This is a genomic window from Maritalea mobilis, from assembly GCF_019800885.1.
Classification (GTDB): Bacteria; Pseudomonadota; Alphaproteobacteria; order Rhodobacterales; family Rhodobacteraceae; genus Roseibacterium; species Roseibacterium beibuensis.
In genome coordinates this window covers 33,331-53,036 of the sequence record NZ_JAHVKE010000003.1, presented here as the reverse complement: position 1 = coordinate 53,036, position 19,706 = coordinate 33,331, and the positions used below count along the sequence as shown (strand labels likewise).

19 protein-coding genes and 1 tRNA gene are annotated in these 19,706 nt (G+C 65.8%); 11 read left to right on the top strand and 9 right to left on the bottom strand.

The features are described 5' to 3' along the window. Positions 1-14: 14 nt before the first annotated feature. The 3 genes from KUV65_RS13955 (at position 15) to KUV65_RS13945 (ending at position 5,212) form a co-directional block, all read left to right on the top strand. The gene (locus KUV65_RS13955) at positions 15-1,175 is read left to right on the top strand and encodes a mandelate racemase/muconate lactonizing enzyme family protein (RefSeq protein ID WP_222191341.1); all 1,161 of its coding nucleotides are present in this window, start codon (positions 15-17) and stop codon (positions 1,173-1,175) included. Positions 1,176-1,283: 108 nt separating this feature from the next. Beyond that, positions 1,284-3,524 carry a phosphoenolpyruvate--protein phosphotransferase gene (ptsP, locus tag KUV65_RS13950; protein WP_222191340.1) on the top strand — a complete coding sequence of 747 codons (2,241 nt, stop codon included), beginning with the start codon at positions 1,284-1,286 and terminating at the stop codon, positions 3,522-3,524. Positions 3,525-3,592: 68 nt separating this feature from the next. Next, the gene (locus KUV65_RS13945) at positions 3,593-5,212 is read left to right on the top strand and encodes a GMC family oxidoreductase (RefSeq protein WP_222191339.1); all 1,620 of its coding nucleotides are present in this window, start codon (positions 3,593-3,595) and stop codon (positions 5,210-5,212) included. On the opposite strand, the gene KUV65_RS13940 is transcribed toward KUV65_RS13945, so the two are convergent. Next, positions 5,209-5,697 carry a GNAT family N-acetyltransferase gene (locus KUV65_RS13940; RefSeq protein WP_222191338.1) on the bottom strand — a complete coding sequence of 163 codons (489 nt, stop codon included), beginning with the start codon at positions 5,695-5,697 and terminating at the stop codon, positions 5,209-5,211. The two genes, KUV65_RS13945 and KUV65_RS13940, sit on opposite strands and share 4 nt — an antisense overlap. A gap of 88 nt (positions 5,698-5,785) precedes the next feature. Between KUV65_RS13940 and KUV65_RS13935 the strand changes: the two genes are divergently transcribed. Further along, positions 5,786-6,391 (top strand): flavin reductase family protein, encoded by a 606-nt coding sequence (locus tag KUV65_RS13935; protein WP_222191337.1) that lies wholly within the window; start codon positions 5,786-5,788, stop codon positions 6,389-6,391. Positions 6,392-6,423: 32 nt separating this feature from the next. Here the strand turns inward: KUV65_RS13935 and KUV65_RS13930 are convergent, their stop codons facing one another. After that, complete coding sequence (locus tag KUV65_RS13930) at positions 6,424-7,977, bottom strand: SulP family inorganic anion transporter (protein WP_222191432.1); 1,554 nt, start codon at positions 7,975-7,977, stop codon at positions 6,424-6,426. Between the two features lie 274 nt (positions 7,978-8,251). Next, positions 8,252-8,605 carry a hypothetical protein gene (locus KUV65_RS13925; protein ID WP_222191336.1) on the bottom strand — a complete coding sequence of 118 codons (354 nt, stop codon included), beginning with the start codon at positions 8,603-8,605 and terminating at the stop codon, positions 8,252-8,254. Positions 8,606-8,934: 329 nt separating this feature from the next. Between KUV65_RS13925 and KUV65_RS13920 the strand changes: the two genes are divergently transcribed. The 5 genes from KUV65_RS13920 to KUV65_RS13900 all read left to right on the top strand — a co-directional run bounded on the left by KUV65_RS13920 (position 8,935) and on the right by KUV65_RS13900 (position 12,657). After that, a complete protein-coding gene (locus KUV65_RS13920) occupies positions 8,935-9,807 on the top strand; it encodes an S-methyl-5'-thioadenosine phosphorylase (RefSeq protein ID WP_222191335.1) in 873 nt (290 codons plus the stop codon). Between the two features lie 9 nt (positions 9,808-9,816). Beyond that, the gene (locus KUV65_RS13915) at positions 9,817-10,440 is read left to right on the top strand and encodes a LysE family translocator (protein WP_222191334.1); all 624 of its coding nucleotides are present in this window, start codon (positions 9,817-9,819) and stop codon (positions 10,438-10,440) included. Between the two features lie 4 nt (positions 10,441-10,444). Beyond that, the gene (locus tag KUV65_RS13910; RefSeq protein WP_222191333.1) at positions 10,445-11,338 is read left to right on the top strand and encodes an alpha/beta hydrolase family protein; all 894 of its coding nucleotides are present in this window, start codon (positions 10,445-10,447) and stop codon (positions 11,336-11,338) included. An 80-nt stretch (positions 11,339-11,418) separates the two neighbouring features. Further along, positions 11,419-12,087, top strand: a complete 669-nt coding sequence (locus tag KUV65_RS13905) for a DUF2927 domain-containing protein (RefSeq protein WP_222191332.1) — start codon at positions 11,419-11,421, stop codon at positions 12,085-12,087. Positions 12,088-12,117: 30 nt separating this feature from the next. Further along, positions 12,118-12,657 carry an adenine phosphoribosyltransferase gene (locus tag KUV65_RS13900; protein ID WP_222191331.1) on the top strand — a complete coding sequence of 180 codons (540 nt, stop codon included), beginning with the start codon at positions 12,118-12,120 and terminating at the stop codon, positions 12,655-12,657. Here the strand turns inward: KUV65_RS13900 and KUV65_RS13895 are convergent. Beyond that, a complete protein-coding gene (locus KUV65_RS13895; protein WP_222191330.1) occupies positions 12,654-13,421 on the bottom strand; it encodes a hypothetical protein in 768 nt (255 codons plus the stop codon). The two genes, KUV65_RS13900 and KUV65_RS13895, sit on opposite strands and share 4 nt — an antisense overlap. A 288-nt stretch (positions 13,422-13,709) precedes the next feature. Here KUV65_RS13895 and KUV65_RS13890 point away from each other — a divergent pair. After that, a tRNA-Leu gene (locus tag KUV65_RS13890) sits at positions 13,710-13,796 on the top strand. Between the two features lie 34 nt (positions 13,797-13,830). Here the strand turns inward: KUV65_RS13890 and KUV65_RS13885 are convergent. Further along, positions 13,831-14,586, bottom strand: a complete 756-nt coding sequence (locus tag KUV65_RS13885) for a MipA/OmpV family protein (protein WP_222191329.1) — start codon at positions 14,584-14,586, stop codon at positions 13,831-13,833. Between the two features lie 185 nt (positions 14,587-14,771). After that, a complete protein-coding gene (locus KUV65_RS13880; RefSeq protein WP_222191328.1) occupies positions 14,772-15,089 on the bottom strand; it encodes a DUF6280 family protein in 318 nt (105 codons plus the stop codon). 216 nt (positions 15,090-15,305) lie between these two features. Between KUV65_RS13880 and efp the strand changes: the two genes are divergently transcribed. Then, complete coding sequence (efp, locus tag KUV65_RS13875; protein ID WP_222191327.1) at positions 15,306-15,869, top strand: elongation factor P; 564 nt, start codon at positions 15,306-15,308, stop codon at positions 15,867-15,869. Positions 15,870-15,946: 77 nt separating this feature from the next. Here the strand turns inward: efp and KUV65_RS13870 are convergent, their stop codons facing one another. From KUV65_RS13870 to KUV65_RS13860, 3 genes are all read right to left on the bottom strand, one after another. Beyond that, complete coding sequence (locus KUV65_RS13870; protein WP_222191326.1) at positions 15,947-16,804, bottom strand: rhomboid family intramembrane serine protease; 858 nt, start codon at positions 16,802-16,804, stop codon at positions 15,947-15,949. A 52-nt stretch (positions 16,805-16,856) separates the two neighbouring features. After that, positions 16,857-18,104 carry a hypothetical protein gene (locus tag KUV65_RS13865; protein ID WP_222191325.1) on the bottom strand — a complete coding sequence of 416 codons (1,248 nt, stop codon included), beginning with the start codon at positions 18,102-18,104 and terminating at the stop codon, positions 16,857-16,859. A gap of 178 nt (positions 18,105-18,282) precedes the next feature. After that, complete coding sequence (locus tag KUV65_RS13860) at positions 18,283-19,701, bottom strand: TolC family outer membrane protein (protein WP_222191324.1); 1,419 nt, start codon at positions 19,699-19,701, stop codon at positions 18,283-18,285. Positions 19,702-19,706 lie beyond the last annotated feature (5 nt).

Sequence of the window (19,706 nt, the reverse complement as noted above, 5' to 3'; positions counted from 1 at the left end):
CGGGACAAGACCAGATGCGCATCATCGACATTCGCGAGGTGACCAAGCCGATCGCCTCGCCGATCCGCAACGCCTATATCGACTTTTCCAAGATGACCGCGAGCCTTGTGGCGGTGGTCACGGACGAGTTTCGCGATGGGCGGCGGGTGGTTGGTTACGGCTTCAACTCCAATGGGCGGTACGGGCAAGGCGGGCTGATCCGCGAACGCTTCCGCGACCGTGTGCTTGAGGCCGACCCCGACAGTCTGCTGGATGACACCGGCCTGATCGACCCGGGCAAGGTCTGGGCCGCGATGATGGTGAACGAAAAACCGGGCGGGCATGGCGAACGCTCGGTGGCCGTGGGCACCATCGACATGGCGGTCTGGGACGCGGTGGCAAAACTGGCGGAAAAGCCGTTGTTTCACATGCTGGCCGAAAGCGAGGGGCGCACACCCGAGCCGCGCGTCTTCGTCTACGCGGCGGGCGGCTATTACTACCCCGGCAAGGACGACACGCAGTTGCGCGCCGAGATGCGCAGCTACCTCGACCGGGGCTACACCGTCGTGAAGATGAAGATCGGCGGCGCTTCGATCGACGAGGACAAGCGCCGGATCGAAGCCGTGCTGGACGAAATCGGCACCGAGGCGCAACTGGCCGTCGATGCCAACGGGCGCTTCGACCTGGAAACCGGGATCGCCTATGCCAAGATGCTGCGCGACTACCCGCTGTTCTGGTACGAAGAGGTTGGCGACCCGCTCGACTACCAGCTTCAGGCCGCGCTGTCCGAGTTCTACCCCGGCCCGATGGCCACCGGCGAAAACCTGTTCAGCCATCAGGATGCGCGCAACCTGCTGCGCTATGGCGGGATGCGGCGCGACCGCGACTGGCTGCAATTCGACTGCGCGCTGTCCTACGGGCTGGTCGAATACAAACGCACGTTGGAGGTGCTGGACCAATTGGGCTGGTCCCGGCGGCGCTGCATCCCGCATGGCGGGCACCAGATGTCGCTCAACATCGCGGCGGGTCTGGGCCTCGGGGGCAACGAAAGCTACCCGGACCTGTTCCAACCCTATGGTGGTTTTCCCGATGGCGTCGCGGTCGAGGATGGCCATATTACCATGCCGGATCTGCCGGGCATCGGGTTCGAAGGAAAATCCGACCTCATTTCGGTGATGCGTGACTTGGCGGAATGACCGCCCGATCAGGCCATTAACCCTTCTTCCGTTGCGCGCCCCCTGCCCCGCACGGTAGGACTCGTTTCCGGGGCAGGCGCCAACGAGGCGCCAAAAGGCGCGAGGGTCATGGTCGAGCAATCCGAAAGCGAAAGCCGCAAGCTGCTGTCACGGCTGCAGGCCGTGATGGCCGAGGCCGCTGCCGGCCAGGAACGGCTGGACCGGATCACGCACCTGATCGCGGATTCGATGGGGACCGAGGTTTGCTCGATCTACCTGCTGCGCGACGCCGACACGCTGGAGCTTTGCGCGACGCAAGGTCTTGCCGCAGAGGCCGTGCACGTGACGCGCATGCGCATCGGCGAGGGCCTTGTCGGCCGCGTGGCACGGCAGGCCCGGCCCATCAACACGCCGAACGCCCCCGCCGAACGCGGCTTTCGCTACATGCCGGAAACCGGGGAAGAGGCCTATTCCTCGTTCCTCGGCGTGCCGATCCAGCGCCTGGGCGAACGGCTTGGCGTGCTGGTCGTGCAGTCCAAGGAAGCGCGGAAATTCTCGGGCGACGAGGTCTACGCGCTCGAGGTTGTCGCCATGGTCATCGCCGAGATGACCGAGCTTGGCGCCTTCATCGGCGAGGGCGCGGCGATGAGCGCGCGGCACCAGCAGCAGGTGCTGCTTCGCGGGTCCGTGGGCCAGGAAGGCGCGGCGATGGGCCATGTCTGGCTGCACGAACCCCGCGTGGTCGTGACCAAGCCCGTGTCCGACGATCCCGAGACCGAGGCACAGCGCCTTCGCGATGCGGTCGCCCAGCTTCGCCTCGACGTGGACGAGATGCTGACCCGCGCCCCGACCGCAGATGCCGAGCAGCGCGAAGTGCTGGAAGCCTACCGCATGTTCGCCCGCTCGCGCGGATGGATGCGCCGGATGGAGGAAGACATCCAGCGCGGCCTGTCGGCCGAAGCCGCCGTCGAGAAGGAACAATCGACAGCCCGCGCGCGGATGGAAACGCTGCCCGACGCCTACCTGCGCGAACGGCTGCACGACCTCGACGATTTGTCGAACCGTTTGCTGCGCCTGCTGACTGGGCAAGGAACGGATACGGGTGCGGAACTGCCGCCCGATCCCATCCTCGTGGCGCGCAATATCGGCCCAGCCGAGTTGCTCGATTATGGTCGCCGCCTCAAGGGCGTCGTGCTGGAGGAGGGCTCCGTCGGGTCGCATGCCGCCATCGTGGCGCGGGCGCTGGCGATCCCCCTCGTGATCCATGCCAAGCGCATCACCACCGAAGCGCTGAACGGCGATCCGATCCTTGTTGATGGCGACGAAGGCATCGTGCACCTGCGCCCCGAGGAAACCGTGGCGCAGGCCTTTCGCGACAAGCTGGCCATGCAGGCCGAGGCGCAGGAACGCTATGCCTCGATCCGCGACAAGCCCGCCGAAAGCCTTTGCGGAACGGTCGTGTCGCTGCAGATGAATGCGGGGCTCATGGCCGATCTGCCGTCCTTGCCGTCCTCGGGTGCGGAAGGCGTGGGCCTGTTCCGCACCGAGTTGCAGTTCCTGACACGCAACAAGGTGCCGCGCCGGGGCGAGTTGGCGGCGCTGTATGCGCGTGTGATCGACGCGGCGCAGGGCAAGCGTGTCGTGTTCCGCACGCTCGATATCGGGTCGGACAAGGTCCTGCCCTACATGAAACCCACCGAGGAGCCGAACCCGGCCCTCGGCTGGCGCGCGATCCGCGTGGGCCTCGACAAGCCGGGGGTCATGCGGATGCAGTTGCAGGCCTTGATCCGCGCCGCGAACGGCGGCCCCCTGTCGGTCATGTTCCCCTTCATCGCCCAGTTGGAGGAGTTCACGGCGGCCCGTGACCACCTCATGCGCGAGATGGAGCGCGAGGCGACGCTGGGCCATACCCTGCCCGAGAAGCTGGAAATCGGCGCGATGCTGGAGACGCCCAGCCTTGCCTTCGCGCCGCGCCAATTCTTCGAGATGGCCGATTTCATCTCGATCGGGGGCAACGACCTCAAGCAGTTCTTCTTTGCCGCCGACCGCGAGAACGAGCGCGTGCGTAAGCGGTATGACACCCTGAACGTGTCCTTCCTGACCTTCCTGGAACAGATCGTGCATCGCTGCTCGGACACGGGCACGCCGCTGAGTTTCTGTGGCGAGGATGCCGGACGCCCGCTCGAGGCGATCTGCTTTGCCGCGATGGGCTTGCGCACCCTGTCGATGCGGCCAGCCTCGATCGGGCCGGTCAAGTCGATCCTGCGCCGCGTCGATCTGCGCGAGGCACGCAGCGTCATCAACGAGGCCCGCGCCGAGGGCGCGCAGTCGGTGCGCCCGGCCGTGATGGAGTGGCTGCGGCGGCAATAACCCCGTGCCCACTGGACGCCCCAGCCCGATTGGCCTAGCCAGACGCCACGTCAACGGGAGGGTCAGGCATGGGACAGGGCGTGAAGGGGTTCGGCGATTGGGATGTCATCATCGTCGGCGCAGGCTCGGCCGGATGTGTCTTGGCCAACCGGTTGTCCGTAGATCCCAAAACGCGCGTCCTGCTGTTGGAAGCGGGCGGGCATGACAACCATCCGTGGGTGCATGTTCCGGTCGGTTATCTTTACGCCATGGGCAACCCGCGCCTCGACTGGTGCCTCAAGACCGAGGCCGAACCGGGGCTGAACGGGCGCACGCTGAACTACCCGCGTGGCAAGGTTCTGGGCGGCTGTTCGTCGATCAATGGCATGATCTACATGCGCGGACAGGCGCGCGATTACGATCTCTGGCGGCAGATGGGCAACCCCGGCTGGGGCTGGGACGATGTGCTGCCATATTTCAAACGCTCCGAAAACTACCACGGCGGCGCGGATGACGAGCATGGCGCAGAGGGTGAGTTGCGCGTCGAGAAGCAACGGCTCAGCTGGCCCATCCTCGACGCGGTGATCGAGGCCGCCAAGGAACTGGGCATCCCCGAGACCCACGATTTCAACCGCGGCGACAACGAGGGCGCGGGGTATTTCGAGGTCAACCAGCGCGGCGGCGTGCGCTGGAACGCGCGCAAGGCGTTCCTCGACCCGGCGAGAGGGCGCGAGAACCTGCGCATCGTCACCGATGCCGAGGTACAGCGCCTCAGCCTCGATGGCCGCCGCGCGACGGGTGTGATCTTCCGCCAGGACGGGCAGCTGTTCCACGCCAAGGCGCGCGGCGAGGTGGTCTTGTCGGCGGGCGCCATCGGAACGCCCAAGATCCTCGAACTCTCGGGGATCGGGCGCGGCGAGATTCTGCGCGCGCATGGCATCGAGGTGGTGCAGGACACACCGGGCGTGGGCGAGAACCTTGCCGATCACCTGCAGATCCGCACGATCTACCGGATCGAGGGCGCGCGCACACTGAACGACTACTACGCCAACCCGATGGGCAAACTGAAAATCGGGCTCGACTACGCGCTCGGGCGGAAGGGTCCGCTGGCCATGGCGCCCTCGCAATTCGGCATCTTCACGCGCTCCAGCCCCGAGCATGAAACCCCGAATATCGAGTATCACGTGCAGCCGCTGTCACTGGAAAAATTCGGCGAACCGCTTCACCCGTTCCCGGCGCTGACCGTCTCGGTCTGCAACCTGCGGCCCGAAAGCCGCGGCTCCTGCCACATCACCAGCCCCGAGCCGGACGCGGCCCCTGCGATCAAACCCAATTACTTCTCGGCCCCGGCGGACCAGCGCGTGGCGGTGGACTCGATCAAGCATGCGCGGCGGCTGATGGCGACCAGGACCATGGCGCAGTTCAACCCGGTCGAGATCAAACCGGGCCCCGAGGTGGATGGCGAAGAGGCACTGTTGAAAGCGGCGGGCGACATCTCGACCACGATCTTCCACCCGGTCTCGACCGCGCGGATGGGGTCGGATGCCGAGGCCGTGGTCAGCCCGGAGCTGACGGTGAACGGCATCGCGGGCCTGTCCATCGCGGATGCCTCGGTCATGCCGACGATCACCTCGGGCAACACGCACGCCCCCGTCACGATGATCGCCGAAAAGGCCAGCGACATGATCCGGGCGCGGCTGCGGGCCTAGTGCCCTTCCTCGGCGCCCCAGCGCGTCACCCGGCCTGAGACGCCGTCCCAGTCGCCCACGCCCAGCACACGGGCCGGGTTCGTCGGCGGCGGCATCTCGACCCCGTCCAGACGCCGAAACCCGAAGCGGCTGTAGTAGGGCTCATCGCCGACCAGCAGGATGCGCGGCCAACTGAGCGCCTCGGCCCGCGCGACACCCTCGCGGATCAGCATGCCGCCCAATCCCTCGCCCTGCCGGGTCGGGTGCACGGCGACCGGCCCAAGCAAAAGCGCCTCGGCGCGCCCGATACGCACCGGCCAGAACCGGATCGCCCCGCCAAGGATACCGTCCGGATCACGTGCGACGAGGCACAATTCGCGCACGGCGGGGATGCCATCGCGCAACCGGTAACTCGACAGGGCCTCTCGCCCCGGTGCAAAGCACAGATCGTAAAGCGCCTCGACCTCCCAGCGGTCGTCAGGATTTTCGCGGGTCAGCGCGTACATGGTCGAAAAAATTGCCCGGTTGCCTCTGGCCGAGGGCCTAGCACGGCGCTACCCCTTTGCCAAACACGCCAGGAAAGACGCGCATCTCATGTTCTACCGACCCGAGGACGGCCACGGCCTGCCCCACAATCCGTTCAACGCCATCGTCACGCCGCGCCCGATTGGCTGGATCTCGACGCGCGGGGCGGATGGATCGGAAAACCTTGCCCCCTACTCGTTCTTCAACGCAGTGGCCTATGTCCCGCCGCAGGTCATGTTCGCATCGACAGGCAGCAAGGATGACCGCGGCGACACGAAGGACAGCGTGGCCAATATCCGCGACACGGGCGTGTTCTGCGTCAACATCGTGGAATACGCGATGCGCGACATGATGAACCAGACCTCCGGGCCATGGCCCAAGGAAACGGACGAGTTCGACCTGGCCGCTATCGCTCGGGCCGAGTGCGAGACGATCGCCTGTTCCCGTGTTGCCGCCGCGCCCGCCAACCTGGAATGCCGCCTCACACAGATCGTGAAGCTGGAGGGCGAGGCGAATTTTGCGGTCTTCGGCGAAGTCGTGGGCGTGCACATGCGCGACGACTGCATGAAGGATGGCCTGTTCGACGTCTTGTCCTTCAACCCGCTGACCCGGCTGGGGTACCGCGACTATTCGGTCGTGCGAGAGGTCTTCAGCCTCAAGCGCCCGGGCGAGTGAGGCAGGCCTGACCGGCCCGCCCCGCCGATGGGTCAGTGCCCGCCGAGGATACCTGTGCGCACCGAGTAGTTCGTGGCGATCTGGTAATCGGGGTCATCGTCGCTATCGATCATCAGGTGCCCGGCCTTGGTCAGCAGGCGGTGGCAATCCCGCGACAGGTGGCGCAGTTCGATCCTCTTGCCGGCGGCCTCGTAGCGACCGGCCAGTTTTTCGATGGCTTGCAGCGCGGATTGGTCCGCCACCCGGCTATCTGCGAAATCCACCACCACGCGGCCCGGGTCATTCTCGACATCGAACAGTTCGTTGAACCCCTCGGCCGAGCCGAAGAAAAGCGGCCCCTGCACCTGGTAGACCTTGGCGCCTTCGGGGGTTTCGTAGGTCTTGGCATGAATGCGGGTCGCGTTCTGCCAGGCATAGGCCAGCGCCGAGACGATGACGCCCACGACCACCGCCGTGGCGAGGTCGGTCAAAACCGTCACCACGGTCACCAGCACGATCACGACGGCATCGGTCAGCGGCACCTTGGTCAGGATCTTGAGCGAGTTCCACGCGAAGGTCCCGATCACGACCATGAACATCACGCCCACCAGCGCGGCCAGCGGGATCTGCTCGATCAGGGGCGCGGCAAACAGGATGAACACCAGCAGGAACAGCGCCGCCGCGGTGCCCGCGATGCGCGTGCGCCCGCCCGATTTCACGTTGATCATGGACTGGCCGATCATGGCGCAGCCACCCATGCCGCCGAAAACGCCCGTCACCGTATTGGCCACGCCTTGGGCCACGCATTCCTGGCTGGCGCCGCCCCGCTCGCCGGTGATCTCACCGACGAGGTTCAGGGTCAGAAGGCTTTCGATCAGGCCGATGGCGGCAAGGATCAGGGCATAGGGCAGGATGATCCACAGTGTTTCCAACGTCATCGGCACGGCCGGGATGTGGAAGGCGGGCAGACCGCCCTCGATCGAGGCCATGTCGCCCACGCGCGGCACGTCGAGGCCGAAGCCGATCACGATGGCCGCCGTCACGGCGATGCCCGCCAGCGGGGCGGGAATGACCGTCGTCACGCGCGGCAACAGCCAGATCACCGCCATGGTCAGCGCGACAAGCCCCAGCATCAGGTATAACGGCAGGCCCGACAGCCACTCGCCATTCGCCATGCCATGGCCGGCATGTTCGGCGCTCCCCGGCACCTGGAACTGGCTGAGTTGCGCGAGGAAGATCACGATGGCCAGCCCGTTCACGAAGCCCAGCATGACCGGGTGCGGCACCAGCCGGATGAACTTGCCCAGCTTGAACACGCCGGCCGCGATCTGGATGATCCCCATCAGGACAACGGTCGCGAACAGGTATTCGACGCCATGCTCGGCCACGAGGCTGACCATGACCACTGCCAGCGCGCCTGTCGCGCCCGAGATCATGCCGGGACGCCCACCGATCAGCGCGGTGATCAGGCCCACGATGAACGCGGCGTAAAGGCCCACGAGCGGGTGCACGCCCGCGACAAAGGCAAAAGCCACGGCCTCGGGCACCAGCGCCAGCGCGACCGTCAGGCCAGAGAGCAGTTCGATCCGAAGCCGGTCGAAGCTCATCCCGTTTTGGACGATGTTCAGATCGGAGGTCGACAGGCGGCCGGTGACCGCCGCCAGAAGGGTGCGGGTCATGTCGTCACTTTCCGGTTCGGGGAGGGCGCCAGGGTTCGCGTCGCCGGCGCGCCGTCACATATGTTTGGCCCGCGCATAGGCCAAATGGCCGGCCAAAGCACGGTATTCTTGGGCATACTGCCATCGCTGCGTCGCAGCGTAAACCATTCTCAGCGGGTGGCCGCCATGCGAAAGCGGCATAGCTGCCCTGCGATTTTCGACGTCAGGGCCGGAGGATAGCGGGCACGAAGGGACGGATCGTCGATTTTTCGAGCAGCGGCTTCAACCGCTTCAGGAAGGCCCCGATCAACCCTTCGCCGCTTGGGGCGGCCAGTGCCTTGCGTATATCGCGGGTGCGCAGGCTCAACACCTCGGGCGGCACGACGCCCGTGAGATGCTCGAGATCCGGCTCCAGAAAGGCGGTCGACCCCACCCGCGCCCGCGTGACGAACACCCCGATAACGGGCGGCAAACGCTCGGGATCTTCGAGGAAGCGGCGCAACGGCGCGGCCAACCGGCCCCGCCAGATAGGGCCCCCGACGATCAACAGGTCGGCCGGGCCGATCGCTTGGGACATGGAAATATCAGGCAGGGTGGCACGCAGCGCATCAATTTGGGCGCGGACCCACCCCAAGGGGCCGCGATACCGTGGACAAAGGATTTCCAGGATCTCGCACCCGGTCTCATCCGCCAGAGCGCGCGCAACGGCCCGGCTGTGTCCCGATCGGGAATAGATGACAATCCGTGCCTGCATCCTTGTCCTTCCCGCTCAATTTTCTATCAGATGAAAACTTTTCACTCTGTTAACTCTATTTGACACTAAATGTGTCAACTTGGCGAGTCTTGCAACCCCGGCCAGAGGATGGTTCTGCTTGGGGGTCGCAAACATCATGAGGGTAGCGGGCCATGTTCACGAAGATTGCCGTGATCGGCGGATCGGGCGTCTATGACATCGACGGGTTGGAAAATGCGGAATGGGTGTCGGTCGACAGCCCCTTCGGAGCACCCTCCGACCAGATCCTGACCGGGCGTCTGGGCGGTGTCGACATGGCCTTCCTTCCGCGTCACGGGCGGGGGCATGTGCATTCCCCCTCCACCGTGCCTTACCGCGCGAATATCGACGCGCTGAAACGGCTTGGCGTGACAGACGTGATCAGCGTTTCGGCCTGCGGCTCGTTCCGCGAAGAGATGGCGCCAGGCGATTTCGTGATCGTCGACCAGTTCATCGACCGCACCTTCGCCCGCGAGAAGAGCTTTTTCGGAACCGGCCTCGTCGCGCATGTCTCGGTCGCGCACCCGACCTGCCCGCGCCTGTCCAAGGCCTGCCTTGAGGCCGCGACCGCCGAGGGGATCACCGTGCATGATGGCGGCACATACCTCGCGATGGAGGGGCCGCAATTCTCGTCGATGGCCGAGTCGAAGATGTATCGCGACGCCTGGGGCTGCGACGTGATCGGCATGACCAACATGCCCGAGGCCAAGCTCGCCCGCGAGGCCGAGCTTTGCTACGCCTCGGTCGCGATGATCACCGATTATGACAGCTGGCACCCCGAGCACGGGGCGGTCGATATCAGCGACATCATCGCCACGCTGACCGGCAATGCCGACAAGGCCCGCGCGCTGGTGGCCCGCCTGCCCGCGCTGTTGGGCGCGGAGCGTGCGCCCTGCCCCCATGGCTGCGACCGTGCGCTTGACTACGCGATCCTGACTGCACCGGACAAACGCGACCCGGCGATGGTCGAGAAACTGTCTGCCGTCGCGGGCCGCGTCCTGGGATAGGATCTGATCATGCCCCTCGACACCTGGCTGACCTTTCTTGCCGCGTCCTTCGTGCTGCTGATCATACCGGGGCCGACGATCCTGCTGGTGCTGTCCTATGCCCTCAGCCAGGGGCGGCGCGTGGCGCTGTCGACAGCGGCGGGCGTCGCCTTGGGCGACCTCGTCGCGATGAGCGCGTCGCTTGCCGGCCTCGGCGCGCTGGTATTGGCGTCCGCCACCCTGTTCACCGTCCTGAAATGGGTCGGGGCGGTGTACCTGGTCTGGCTCGGGATCAAGCTGATCCGCTCGGCCCGCGCGGGTGAGGTCGCCCTGCCGGAAACCGGTATCGTCAGCCCGCGCCATACCTTCGGGCATGCGGCGGCGGTCACGGCGTTGAACCCGAAATCCATCGCCTTCTTCATCGCCTTCGTGCCGCAATTCCTTGACCCCGGCGCGCCGCTTCTGCCGCAATTCGGCATCCTGATCGCCAGTTTCGTCAGCCTCGCCGCCCTGAACGCGCTGGCCTACGCCCTTCTGGCCGACACCCTGCGCCGCCACCTCGTGCGGCCCTCGGCGATCGCGTGGCTGACGCGGGCCGGCGGCGCGACGCTGATCGGCATGGGTGTGCTGACGGCCACCCTGCGCCGCGCTTGAGGCCATGGGACTGACACCCGGCACGCTGTGGTCCCTGCTGGGGTATCCCGGCGGACCGCCGGGGCTGGAAAGCTTTGCCATCGTAGAGGCCTCTACCGAAGGTACGATGACGGTCGAGGCGGTGCGGCTGACCATCTCGGGCAAAGACGTGCCCGCAACGCTGCTGCGCCCACGCGCTGCCGGTCCACGCCCCGCCCTCCTCTATGCACATGCCCATGGCAACGCCCCCGGTATCGGGCGCGCCGAGCTGCTGTCCGGTCGGCCTGCGCTGCTGTCCCCGTACGGGCCGGCCCTTGTCGAAGCGGGGTTTGCGGTTCTCTGCCTCGACATGCCGGGCTTTGGCGACCGGCAAAAGGACGGGCCGGAGAGCGCCCTGGCGAAGGCCGCGCTGTGGCGCGGGCGAACACTTCTGGGGCAAATGCTGTCGGAGTTGTCCGGAGGCCTGGACTTTCTCTGCCGCGATCCCGGCATCGACGCCACCCGCCTCGCCACGCTCGGGATCTCGATGGGCGCGACGCATGCCTATTGGCTCGCAGCCCTGGACCCGCGTGTTCGTGCCTGCGCGCATCTTTGCGCCTTCGCCGAGATCGCCCCGCTGATCGACAGCGGGGCCCATGACCTGCATGGGCCGTACATGACCGTGCCGGGCCTGCTGACAGAGGGGGACATGGGCGATGTCGCCGCCCTGATCGCGCCACGCCCGCAGTTGGTCTGTTCCGGCGCCGATGATCCGCTGACCCCGCCCGAGGCCTTGACCCCGGCGCTTTCGCGCCTGCGCGCGGCCTATGCGGCTTGCCTAGGCGCCCTTTCCATCCTGACGGAACCCGGCAGCGGACATGCGGAGACACGCGCGATGCGCGATGCCGTGCTGTCCTTCCTGCGCCACGCCCTGGCATGACCCGGCAGCGCCGCCACACCCCTGCCCGTGTGCGCACCCGCCGCCTTGATCCCGCCCCGCGCGCTTGCCATCAACACCGCATGTCTCGGCTCTTGATCATCCTGGCCCTTCTCGGCCTGACGCCCCTGCGCGCCGACGCGCAGGAGTATATCGAGGTGCCCGGCCTGATCTCGGACGAGGCGTTCTATCGGCTTGTCGCCTGCGCCGCGCCGCCGGATGGTCCGTGCAACAAGCCGTTCATCCGTTGGCCCGAGGACCGACGTCTGTCGCTGCGCATCGGGATCGCGCAGATCGCGCCGGGCTTCCCGGACTACCGCTTCGATCTCGTGGATGTGGCGCTGGATGACGCCATAGACGAGATTAACGGCGCTGGCGCGCACCTGTTTCTGGAGCGGGCCTACGAGCCGCCCTTCGACATTCCCCTGCATCTGGTCGGGGCGCGCCAAGGGGGCCGGATCACCGGAACCGGTGTGCCCGAGCTTGACGGCAGCGACATCGCCATCGGCCGCGTCGCCATCCGGTCGCGCGGGGCCGAGATCACGGCAGCCGCCATTGCCATTTCCGCCGATATCCGCCGCCGCGAGATCGCCTCGGTCGTGCTGGAGGAACTGGTCCAGGCCATGGGCCTTGTCACCGACATCGACTCGCCCGCCTACGAACGCTCGATCTTTGCCGAGAACGGCAATTCCACCGTCCGGCTCAGGGGGCAGGATCTTGCCGCCCTGCGTCGTCATTACCCGCGGCTCTGACCGCCCTCGTCACCTGAAAGGCCCCGTCCGATGCTCGATACCAAGGTTCTGCAGGACTACATCCGCACCATTCCCGACTTCCCGCACGAGGGCATCATGTTCCGTGACGTGACGACCCTGTTCCAGGATCCGCGGGGCTTCCGGCTGGCTGTGGACCAGTTGCTCGCCCCCTTCGTGGGACAGCGGATCGACATGGTGGCGGGCCTTGAAGCGCGCGGTTTCATCCTGGGCGGCGCGGTGGCGCACCAGCTGTCCAAGGGCTTCGTGCCGATCCGCAAGAAAGGCAAACTGCCCGCCGCGACCATCGAGCAGGAGTACGAGTTGGAATACGGGCGCGCGACGGTCGAGATTCACGACGATGCGCTGAAGCCCGGCGACAAGGTTCTGCTGGTCGACGACCTGCTGGCCACTGGTGGCACGGCAGAGGCCGGTATCAAATTGATCGAACGGCTGGGGGCCGAGGTCGTGGGCTGTGCTTTCGTGGTGGACCTGCCCGAGATCGGCGGCCGACAGAAACTGGAAGCGATGGGCATGGCCGTCCACGCCCTGTGCCACTACGAGGGGGCCTAGGCGCCCCCGAGCGCCGCAAGGATCGCCGCGTCGGGCATTTCAGCGCCGCCAATCCGCACACCATCGCGCAGGACCGAGAACACCGCGGCCGGGTAGACGGCGCGGTGCCGGGCGCTTTCGGGGTCCATGAGCTTGTCATGGCGCAGCACGATCCCCCGCGCCGCCGCCGCTTCGATCAGCCGGGTGGCGCGCGCCTCAAGGGCCATGCTTTCCCCGGTGGTCTGAAGCACCGGACCCGCCCCAAGCAAGGCCGCGCGGGTTTGCCAATCGCGCGGCAGACGCGCCAATGGCCATGGCCCGTGCAGAACCCGCCCCCAAAGGCGTGCATTGCGCGCCGTCTCATCCAGCGTCATCCACCCGCGACCGGGCGCGAGATCAGGGGAAATCAGCCCCTCGTCCCGCCCGGTGACGGCCAGAACAGCGGCATAGCCATAGTATGTCGCGAACCCTTCCACGCCAGCCCAGAGGCGACGCACCGCCTCGGCGGCGTCGGGGCCTGGCGCAACGCGCAGATCATGCACCACGACGGCGCGTGCCCCGCCTTCGATCGGCCGCCAGGACAGGCGACCGGGCTGGAACATGACGAACCCCTTCAGCGGGGGGCGTACCATTCGGATTTCGAGCCCCTCGGCGAAGCGGGCCATCAACCAGTCTCGATCGTAGGGGGCGTGCGGGGCGGCCAGCATCCGGTCCACCCGCTGAAACGAGCATCTGTCGAATGTCGGCGGTGACACAGTCACCAGTTCTTTCAACTTCCGCGGCATGGCGGGCTCCCCGCATGAGCATCAGGTCGCGCGACCCAAGGCCAAATTGCCGCAGTATCCGACGGTCTACATTGATCTGACGCAAACCGGACCATCCGGCAGATTTACGGTTTGTTTACCATTGAACGACATCTTGAGGGCGTTCGCGTTTCCCCAAGGCGCGGATGTCTGACGACATGTCACGTCAAAGGGGCTGCGCGCCCTGTCCCAGTTTCGGTGCGCAGCCCACCTTTCCAACCATTTGTCGCGATTGTATTTCCCGCGCCAAAAGGCTAGCCCATGACCGTCGCGGGCGTGATGGAATTGGTAGACATATCGGACTTAAAATCCGTGGGCCGTATGGCCGTGTGGGTTCGAGTCCCACCGCCCGCACCATCCATGCCCCCGTTTGGACGCCGGGGGATGCTGGTCAAAACCCGAAAGAAAAGCGCCGCAGCAGCACGAGCGACACGCCGAAACTGTCTTCACTATGCACGATGGGCGAGTCCGCGGCATCACCGGCCAGCCGGTCCCAGGTCAGCGTGCCGTCGAGGCTCCAGTCATTGGACAACTGGTAGGTCGCGCCGACCTCCAGCCCGTAGCTGACAAGCCCTGCACCGGGATCATAGGCCGAGAAGGACGAGGCGCCGGCCTCGGTCGGCGTCACGCCGAAATAGGTGGCCGTGTAATCCTCGGACCCCCAGAGCATGCGCGGGCCCACCGTGAGGGTCAGATCCTGCGACGGGCGGAAGATGGCGTCTGCTCCAAGCTCGCCCACGAAGCTCTCGTGACCGATCACGCCGTAGCGGATATCGGCGAAGGCTGCGAAATTCTGCGCCGTGTACCCGATGCCCCCACCCAGTTCGACGCTGAAATCGACATCGTCGAGGCCTGCCAGTTCGGGGGAGTCGTCATCCGTCCGTTCGCCGATAAAGCGGAACGATCCGCGCGGCCGCCAGCCGTAGGACGTTGCGTTCGGATCGGGGTCCCCGATTTCAACGCCGCCCAGCCGCAGATGGCCAAACTGAAACCCACCTGCAACGCCAGCGCTGTAATCCTCCGAGCCGAAATAGTCCGGCGACACCTGACCGCCGAGACCAGCCGAGAAGGACAGCTCGAAATCGGATTGGGCCTGCGCCGCAAAGGGCATGCAGACGAGTACGGCAACAAGGTGGGGCAGCTTCATGATCTTGGCTTGGCTCCGTTTTGGACAGCAGCACAAAAGGGTCTCGGAAGGCATCAGACCCCACAATTACGAACTTAGCACGCTCTGACACCCAGCACAGCCCGGATAGGCAAAACCGATAGAAAAAGAAAAACGCGCCTTTAAAGGCGCGCTTCTCCTTACCGGCCAGCTTGGATCAAGCCGGCTCAGGCAGCTTCGGCCTCGGCCTGGTTGCGACGTTCGCTTTCCTCGCGGCTCAGCGCCACCGAGGTGCGGACACCGCAGGCCACGAATTTCATCAGGCCTTCGACCACGCGTTCGTTCGGGTCGATCCCGGCACAGCTAAGCACCTCGCGCCCGTCGCGCGACCGCGCCCAGCGGGCAATTTGCTCAGGGCCGTTGCCGTATTTCTTGTCGTCGGCAATCGCATCATCGAGCGCTGCCAGAACGACCGCCGCGAAAAGCTTTCGCGCGCGCTGACCCTGTTCGAAGTTGAAGGCGGTGCCATCAACGAAATCTCGCATTTCGTCGTCCTTTGTTTTTGCTCTTGCAATTTCGGCGTGACGCCTCTTATGCCCAGATTCTATGCAGCGCAGGGATGCGAATATTGCAAGTGTGGTATTCTTCCAGCGCATGGCTGGTGGTCAATCCCCACAGGTTCCGGTGTATTGTCAGCGTCTCCAGCGCCAGATATAGGGACGCTCAACACTATCTCAAGTTATTGCCAAGGTTTTGACACGATGCCCAAGATCAACGGGAACGAGATCCGCCCCGGAAATGTGCTGGAACACAACGGCGGCCTCTGGGCGGCGGTGAAGGTCGACCACGTCAAGCCCGGCAAGGGCGGCGCCTTTGCGCAGGTCGAATTGCGCAACCTGCGCAACGGGTCCAAGGACAACGTACGCTTCCGCTCGGCCGACAAGGTCGAGCGCGTGCGGCTGGAACAGAAAGACCAGCAATTCCTGTATGAACAGGACGGTATGCTCGTCTTCATGGATACCGAAACCTACGAACAGATCGAACTGCCCGCCGAGATCCTTGGCGACCGCCGCCCCTTCCTCCAGGACGGCATGACGATCGTGGTGGAGTTCTACGAAGCCGAAGCACTGAACGCGACGTTGCCGCAAAAGGTGACCTGCAAGGTGGTCGAGACGGAACCGGTGGTCAAAGGCCAGACTGCGGCCAACAGCTTCAAGCCGGCCGTTCTGGATAACGGCGTGAAGGTGATGGTGCCGCCCTTCGTGGGGCAGGACGAAGATATCGTCGTGAACACCGAAACGATGGAATACGCCGAGCGGGCCTGACCCCGATATCAGCACCAGGTTTCAAAGGCCGGGGCCAAGGGCGCCGGCCTTTTTTCATTGGCTGCGGGGATGGGGCGTCAGTCTCTGCCGCCCGACCAGGGCGAGCGTGGCGTGCGCCGTGTGCCCGAGCGCGGGATGCGTCCGAGGTCGGACAGCGGCGCCTTCGCATCGCGCGGGGTCGAGACGCGGCGCACCCTCGGAATGGGACTGCGCCGGTCACGGTCCAGAACATAGTTGACCTCTTCATGCGGGGGTTTGCCGTGGGTTCGCGACCACCACTCAGGCCCCCCGCGTTTCAGCCAGGCCGGCAGAACCAGCACGAGCCCCGCGATGAAGCCGCCCGCATGGGCCCAATAGGCAACCCCACCGCCCGCGACATCCATCGCAAGGCCGTTCACCAGTTGCAGCCCGAACCAGATGCCCAGCATCAGCCAGGCGGGGATCGTGAACACCTTGAGGATGACGACAATGATGACCAGAACGTCGATCCGCGCGCGTGGAAACAGCAGCAGGTAGCCCCCCATCACCCCCGCGATGGCCCCGGATGCGCCCACCATCGGGATGGACGAGGTGGGGTCGGCCAGGATCTGGCCGCCGGCTGCCGCAACACCCGAGGCAAGGTAGAAGGCCAGGAAGCCGAGATGGCCGAGCAGATCCTCGAGGTTGTCGCCAAAGATGTAGAGGAACAGCATGTTGCCCAGCAGGTGCATCCAGCCGCCGTGCAGGAACATCGAGGTCAGGACCGTGTGCTGATCGAAACCCGAGAGAACCTCGCGCGGCACAAGCGCCCATTGGTCGAAGAAGGCACCCAGCATCGCCTCGCTGCCCGAAAGCGACGGGAAGTAACTGAGGAAAATGACGACATTCGCCGCGATCAGCGCCCAGGTGACGTAGGGCGTGCGGTCGGAAGGGTTATGATCGCGAAACGGAAACATGCCTGTCCGACACTTGGGGGCCGAAGCGCAGAGGTCAAGCGCGTGAGCGCGCTCAGTCGAGGTCGTCGGCCGCCAGCATCAGACGGATTTCGCGCCGGACCATCTTGCGCACGTTGCGCGTGATGCGCTGCCCCAGCGCCCCCTGCAACTCCTCGCGCACCACCTCGGCCACGATTTCCCGAAGCGTTTCCTCGTCAAGAATTCCGGTTTCATCCTCCGGGAAGGAGAAGGGGCGATCATCGCCCAGATCCTCGTAATCGGCTTCATCGGGCGCCATGTCGCCGCGATTGGCAGGCCCCGTTTTCCAGTGCATGGCACGCCCGGGCTCGGGGTCACCGGGGCGCATGTCGTGACCGTGATCCACGCCGGCGGCGTCCTCGACCACCGAACTCGGTTCCAGCCTCGGCCCGGGGACCGACGTGTCGAGCGCCCGATCAAAATCCACGACTTCGGCTTCGATGGGGGTGTCGCCCTGCCCTGCGCCCTCGGCGTCGGAGTGGTGCCGCATGTCAGCATCTGGCCGCCGCGAAAAAATCGGTGTGAAATCCGCGTTGTCCGGGTCGCCTGTCGGCCCGTGGTCTGTCATGTTCGATCCTTCCTCGCCTTCGGGCGCAGAGTCCGCCTCGGGCGGGTCGACAGGGTGCACACCGCGGACAGTGGCAAGCTCGCGCAGGGCCCGGTCCGCGTTGCTGCCGGGCCAATCGACATCCCCGGTTTCGGGCTCGAACTCGGCGGGGGCATCCGACAGCGTTTCGCCCAAAAGCTCGGCAACAGCCTGATCGACAGCCGCCGACTCGTCGGTCGGTGCGTTGTCCTGCGCCTCTGCCGAGGGGTCGCCGTCGGTGAGGTCCATGTCTTTCGTCGGGTCGAACTCCTGCCCGGCGGCGATCCCCTCCGGGTCGGTCGCCATCGAGGGCGCTTCGGCGTCGGGGGCGTGATCGTGATCGGCCTCGGACCCGACCGAATCGAACTCGGACAGACGGTCATCCGGCTGCCAGTCGCCCTGCCCTTCCTCGGCCTCGGACAGGGGGACGCTTTCTGTAACTGGACGAACTGCATCCTTGGTTTCGGACAGCTCCGCCCCGGCGTCTTCGCGCACAGGGACGGGCGCCCAGGGATCATCCGGGTCGGTGACGCGCAGCGCGGGCGTCAGAACCAGTTTGTCAGTGTCGCCCCGGGCCGCCGCTGCAGGGCCCGGCTGCGCTTTGGGAACCGCCGAGGCGTGGTGATCGGAGACAAGACGCCGGATTGAGGACAGGACATCCTCGATCTCGTCGGAACTCTTGGCGGTCTTCGACATCTCGCTCACTCCTCAACCGTGGCCGCGCACGGACGCGGTGCCCCTTCGCGCGACCGCCCATTTCTTCGGGCCGTGTCACCGAGGCTTTCGCAGCAGGATACAGGCAAGAGGCCATCCGCACAACGGATAGCTAAATTCAAAGGTTTTGAGCGGCTTAAACGCTCCGCTTCACGTGGATTCAATCCGAGCGGCCGACCCGCTGCAACACGCTGTCCAGTTGCGCGCCCTGCGGCGAGGCAAAGCGGGCGGGGGCACGACCGAAGAGCTCGGCATAGGCCGCCGGATCGTATTCGGGCACATGAAGGCCCAGATGCTCCACGGTCAAAAGGCCGGACGCGGCCAGCAGGGAATAGGAAGCGACGTAAAGATCGGCCTGCGCCTGGATGCGCGCGATCCGGGCATCGAGCACGTCCTGTTCGGCATCGAGCACGTCAAGCGTTGTGCGCGCGCCCAGAGATGCCTCTTCCTGTACGCCCTCGAACGCCAGTTCAGCGGCCGTGATCTGCTGATCCGCGGCCTGGATCTGGGCGTTGGCGATGCGCATCTGCGCCCAGGCATTGCCGACCTGCTGCACGTTGACCAGCACCTGCTGGTTGAGGCCCGCGCGCACGGCGGCGGCCTGCGCCAGCGCCTGGCGCTCGAACGAGGCAAGCTGCCCGCCCCGATAGATCGGTTGGGTCAGGGTGATGCCGATGGAGGCCCCTTCGCCCGGATTACCGGTGAACGGCGTAGGATCGACATCGGTGTAGGAATACCGGCCATCCAACGTAACGCTAGGCAGGTAGGCCGACCGTGCCTCGGCCACGGCGAGTTCTGCGGCGGTCACCTCGTGCTGAAGCGCAAGCACGTTGGGGTGGCTCTGCCGGGCCAGCGCTTCGGCCTCGGCCTCGGTCCGCGGCAGGCCCGGAATCGACCCAGGCCCCGACAGACCGCTCGGGTACCGTCCGATGGCGAGGTTGAAGAGTTCGCGGCTGATCTCCAGCGTCCCCTGCGCGGCAGCAAGTTCCGAGCGCGCTTGCGCCAGTGCCGCCTCGGCCTGGGCCACGTCGGTCCGCGTGTCTTCGCCCACCTCGAACCGGTCGCGCGCGGCGCGCAATTGCTGCGTGATCACGCGCACGTTCCGTTCGCGCACGTTGACCACCTGGATATCGCGCCAGACATTCATGTAGGCCGTGACTGCATCGAGCAGCACCTGCTGCTCGAGCGCGACAAGCTCCTGACGGGCGGCCAGCAAGGTCTCGCGCGCGCCTTCGATCGCGGCACGTCGGCCGCCGCCTTGGTAGATCACCCATTCCGCGACCAGCGAGGCCGTCGATGTGGTGGTATCCGCAACAAGGTCCCGGTCCATGGAGGCCACGAAATTGAGCACCGGGCGCAGGGCCGCCATGGCCTGCGCCACACCTTCATCGTCGATCCGAAGAAGGTAGCGATTCTGCTCCAGAAGGAAGGAATTGGCATAGGCATCGACCATAGCCTGCCGGAGCGAATCCGCCGAGGCCGGCATTGCCATTCCACCCAGGGCCAACGCGCCCGCTGCCAAAGTCAGGCGCAGCCCCGCCCTGATCCTTTGGAAGGTCGGCTTCATCGGAAACTGCATGCGCT

Bases quoted from the DNA above. Each gene is read 5' to 3' on its own strand.
- KUV65_RS13915 (WP_222191334.1), top strand. From the start codon at position 9,817: ATGCCCCTCGACACCTGGCTGACCTTTCTTGCCGCGTCCTTCGTGCTG.
- KUV65_RS13870 (WP_222191326.1), bottom strand. From the start codon at position 16,804: ATGTTTCCGTTTCGCGATCATAACCCTTCCGACCGCACGCCCTACGTC.
- ptsP (WP_222191340.1), top strand. From the start codon at position 1,284: ATGGTCGAGCAATCCGAAAGCGAAAGCCGCAAGCTGCTGTCACGGCTG.
- KUV65_RS13920 (WP_222191335.1), top strand. From the start codon at position 8,935: ATGTTCACGAAGATTGCCGTGATCGGCGGATCGGGCGTCTATGACATC.
- KUV65_RS13940 (WP_222191338.1), bottom strand. From the start codon at position 5,697: ATGTACGCGCTGACCCGCGAAAATCCTGACGACCGCTGGGAGGTCGAG.
- KUV65_RS13910 (WP_222191333.1), top strand. From the start codon at position 10,445: ATGGGACTGACACCCGGCACGCTGTGGTCCCTGCTGGGGTATCCCGGC.
- KUV65_RS13900 (WP_222191331.1), top strand. From the start codon at position 12,118: ATGCTCGATACCAAGGTTCTGCAGGACTACATCCGCACCATTCCCGAC.
- KUV65_RS13860 (WP_222191324.1), bottom strand. From the start codon at position 19,701: ATGCAGTTTCCGATGAAGCCGACCTTCCAAAGGATCAGGGCGGGGCTG.
- KUV65_RS13935 (WP_222191337.1), top strand. From the start codon at position 5,786: ATGTTCTACCGACCCGAGGACGGCCACGGCCTGCCCCACAATCCGTTC.
- KUV65_RS13865 (WP_222191325.1), bottom strand. From the start codon at position 18,104: ATGTCGAAGACCGCCAAGAGTTCCGACGAGATCGAGGATGTCCTGTCC.
- KUV65_RS13905 (WP_222191332.1), top strand. From the start codon at position 11,419: ATGTCTCGGCTCTTGATCATCCTGGCCCTTCTCGGCCTGACGCCCCTG.
- KUV65_RS13880 (WP_222191328.1), bottom strand. From the start codon at position 15,089: ATGCGAGATTTCGTTGATGGCACCGCCTTCAACTTCGAACAGGGTCAG.
- KUV65_RS13945 (WP_222191339.1), top strand. From the start codon at position 3,593: ATGGGACAGGGCGTGAAGGGGTTCGGCGATTGGGATGTCATCATCGTC.
- efp (WP_222191327.1), top strand. From the start codon at position 15,306: ATGCCCAAGATCAACGGGAACGAGATCCGCCCCGGAAATGTGCTGGAA.
- KUV65_RS13955 (WP_222191341.1), top strand. From the start codon at position 15: ATGCGCATCATCGACATTCGCGAGGTGACCAAGCCGATCGCCTCGCCG.
- KUV65_RS13895 (WP_222191330.1), bottom strand. From the start codon at position 13,421: ATGCCGCGGAAGTTGAAAGAACTGGTGACTGTGTCACCGCCGACATTC.
- KUV65_RS13925 (WP_222191336.1), bottom strand. From the start codon at position 8,605: ATGTCCCAAGCGATCGGCCCGGCCGACCTGTTGATCGTCGGGGGCCCT.
- KUV65_RS13885 (WP_222191329.1), bottom strand. From the start codon at position 14,586: ATGAAGCTGCCCCACCTTGTTGCCGTACTCGTCTGCATGCCCTTTGCG.
- KUV65_RS13930 (WP_222191432.1), bottom strand. From the start codon at position 7,977: ATGAGCTTCGACCGGCTTCGGATCGAACTGCTCTCTGGCCTGACGGTC.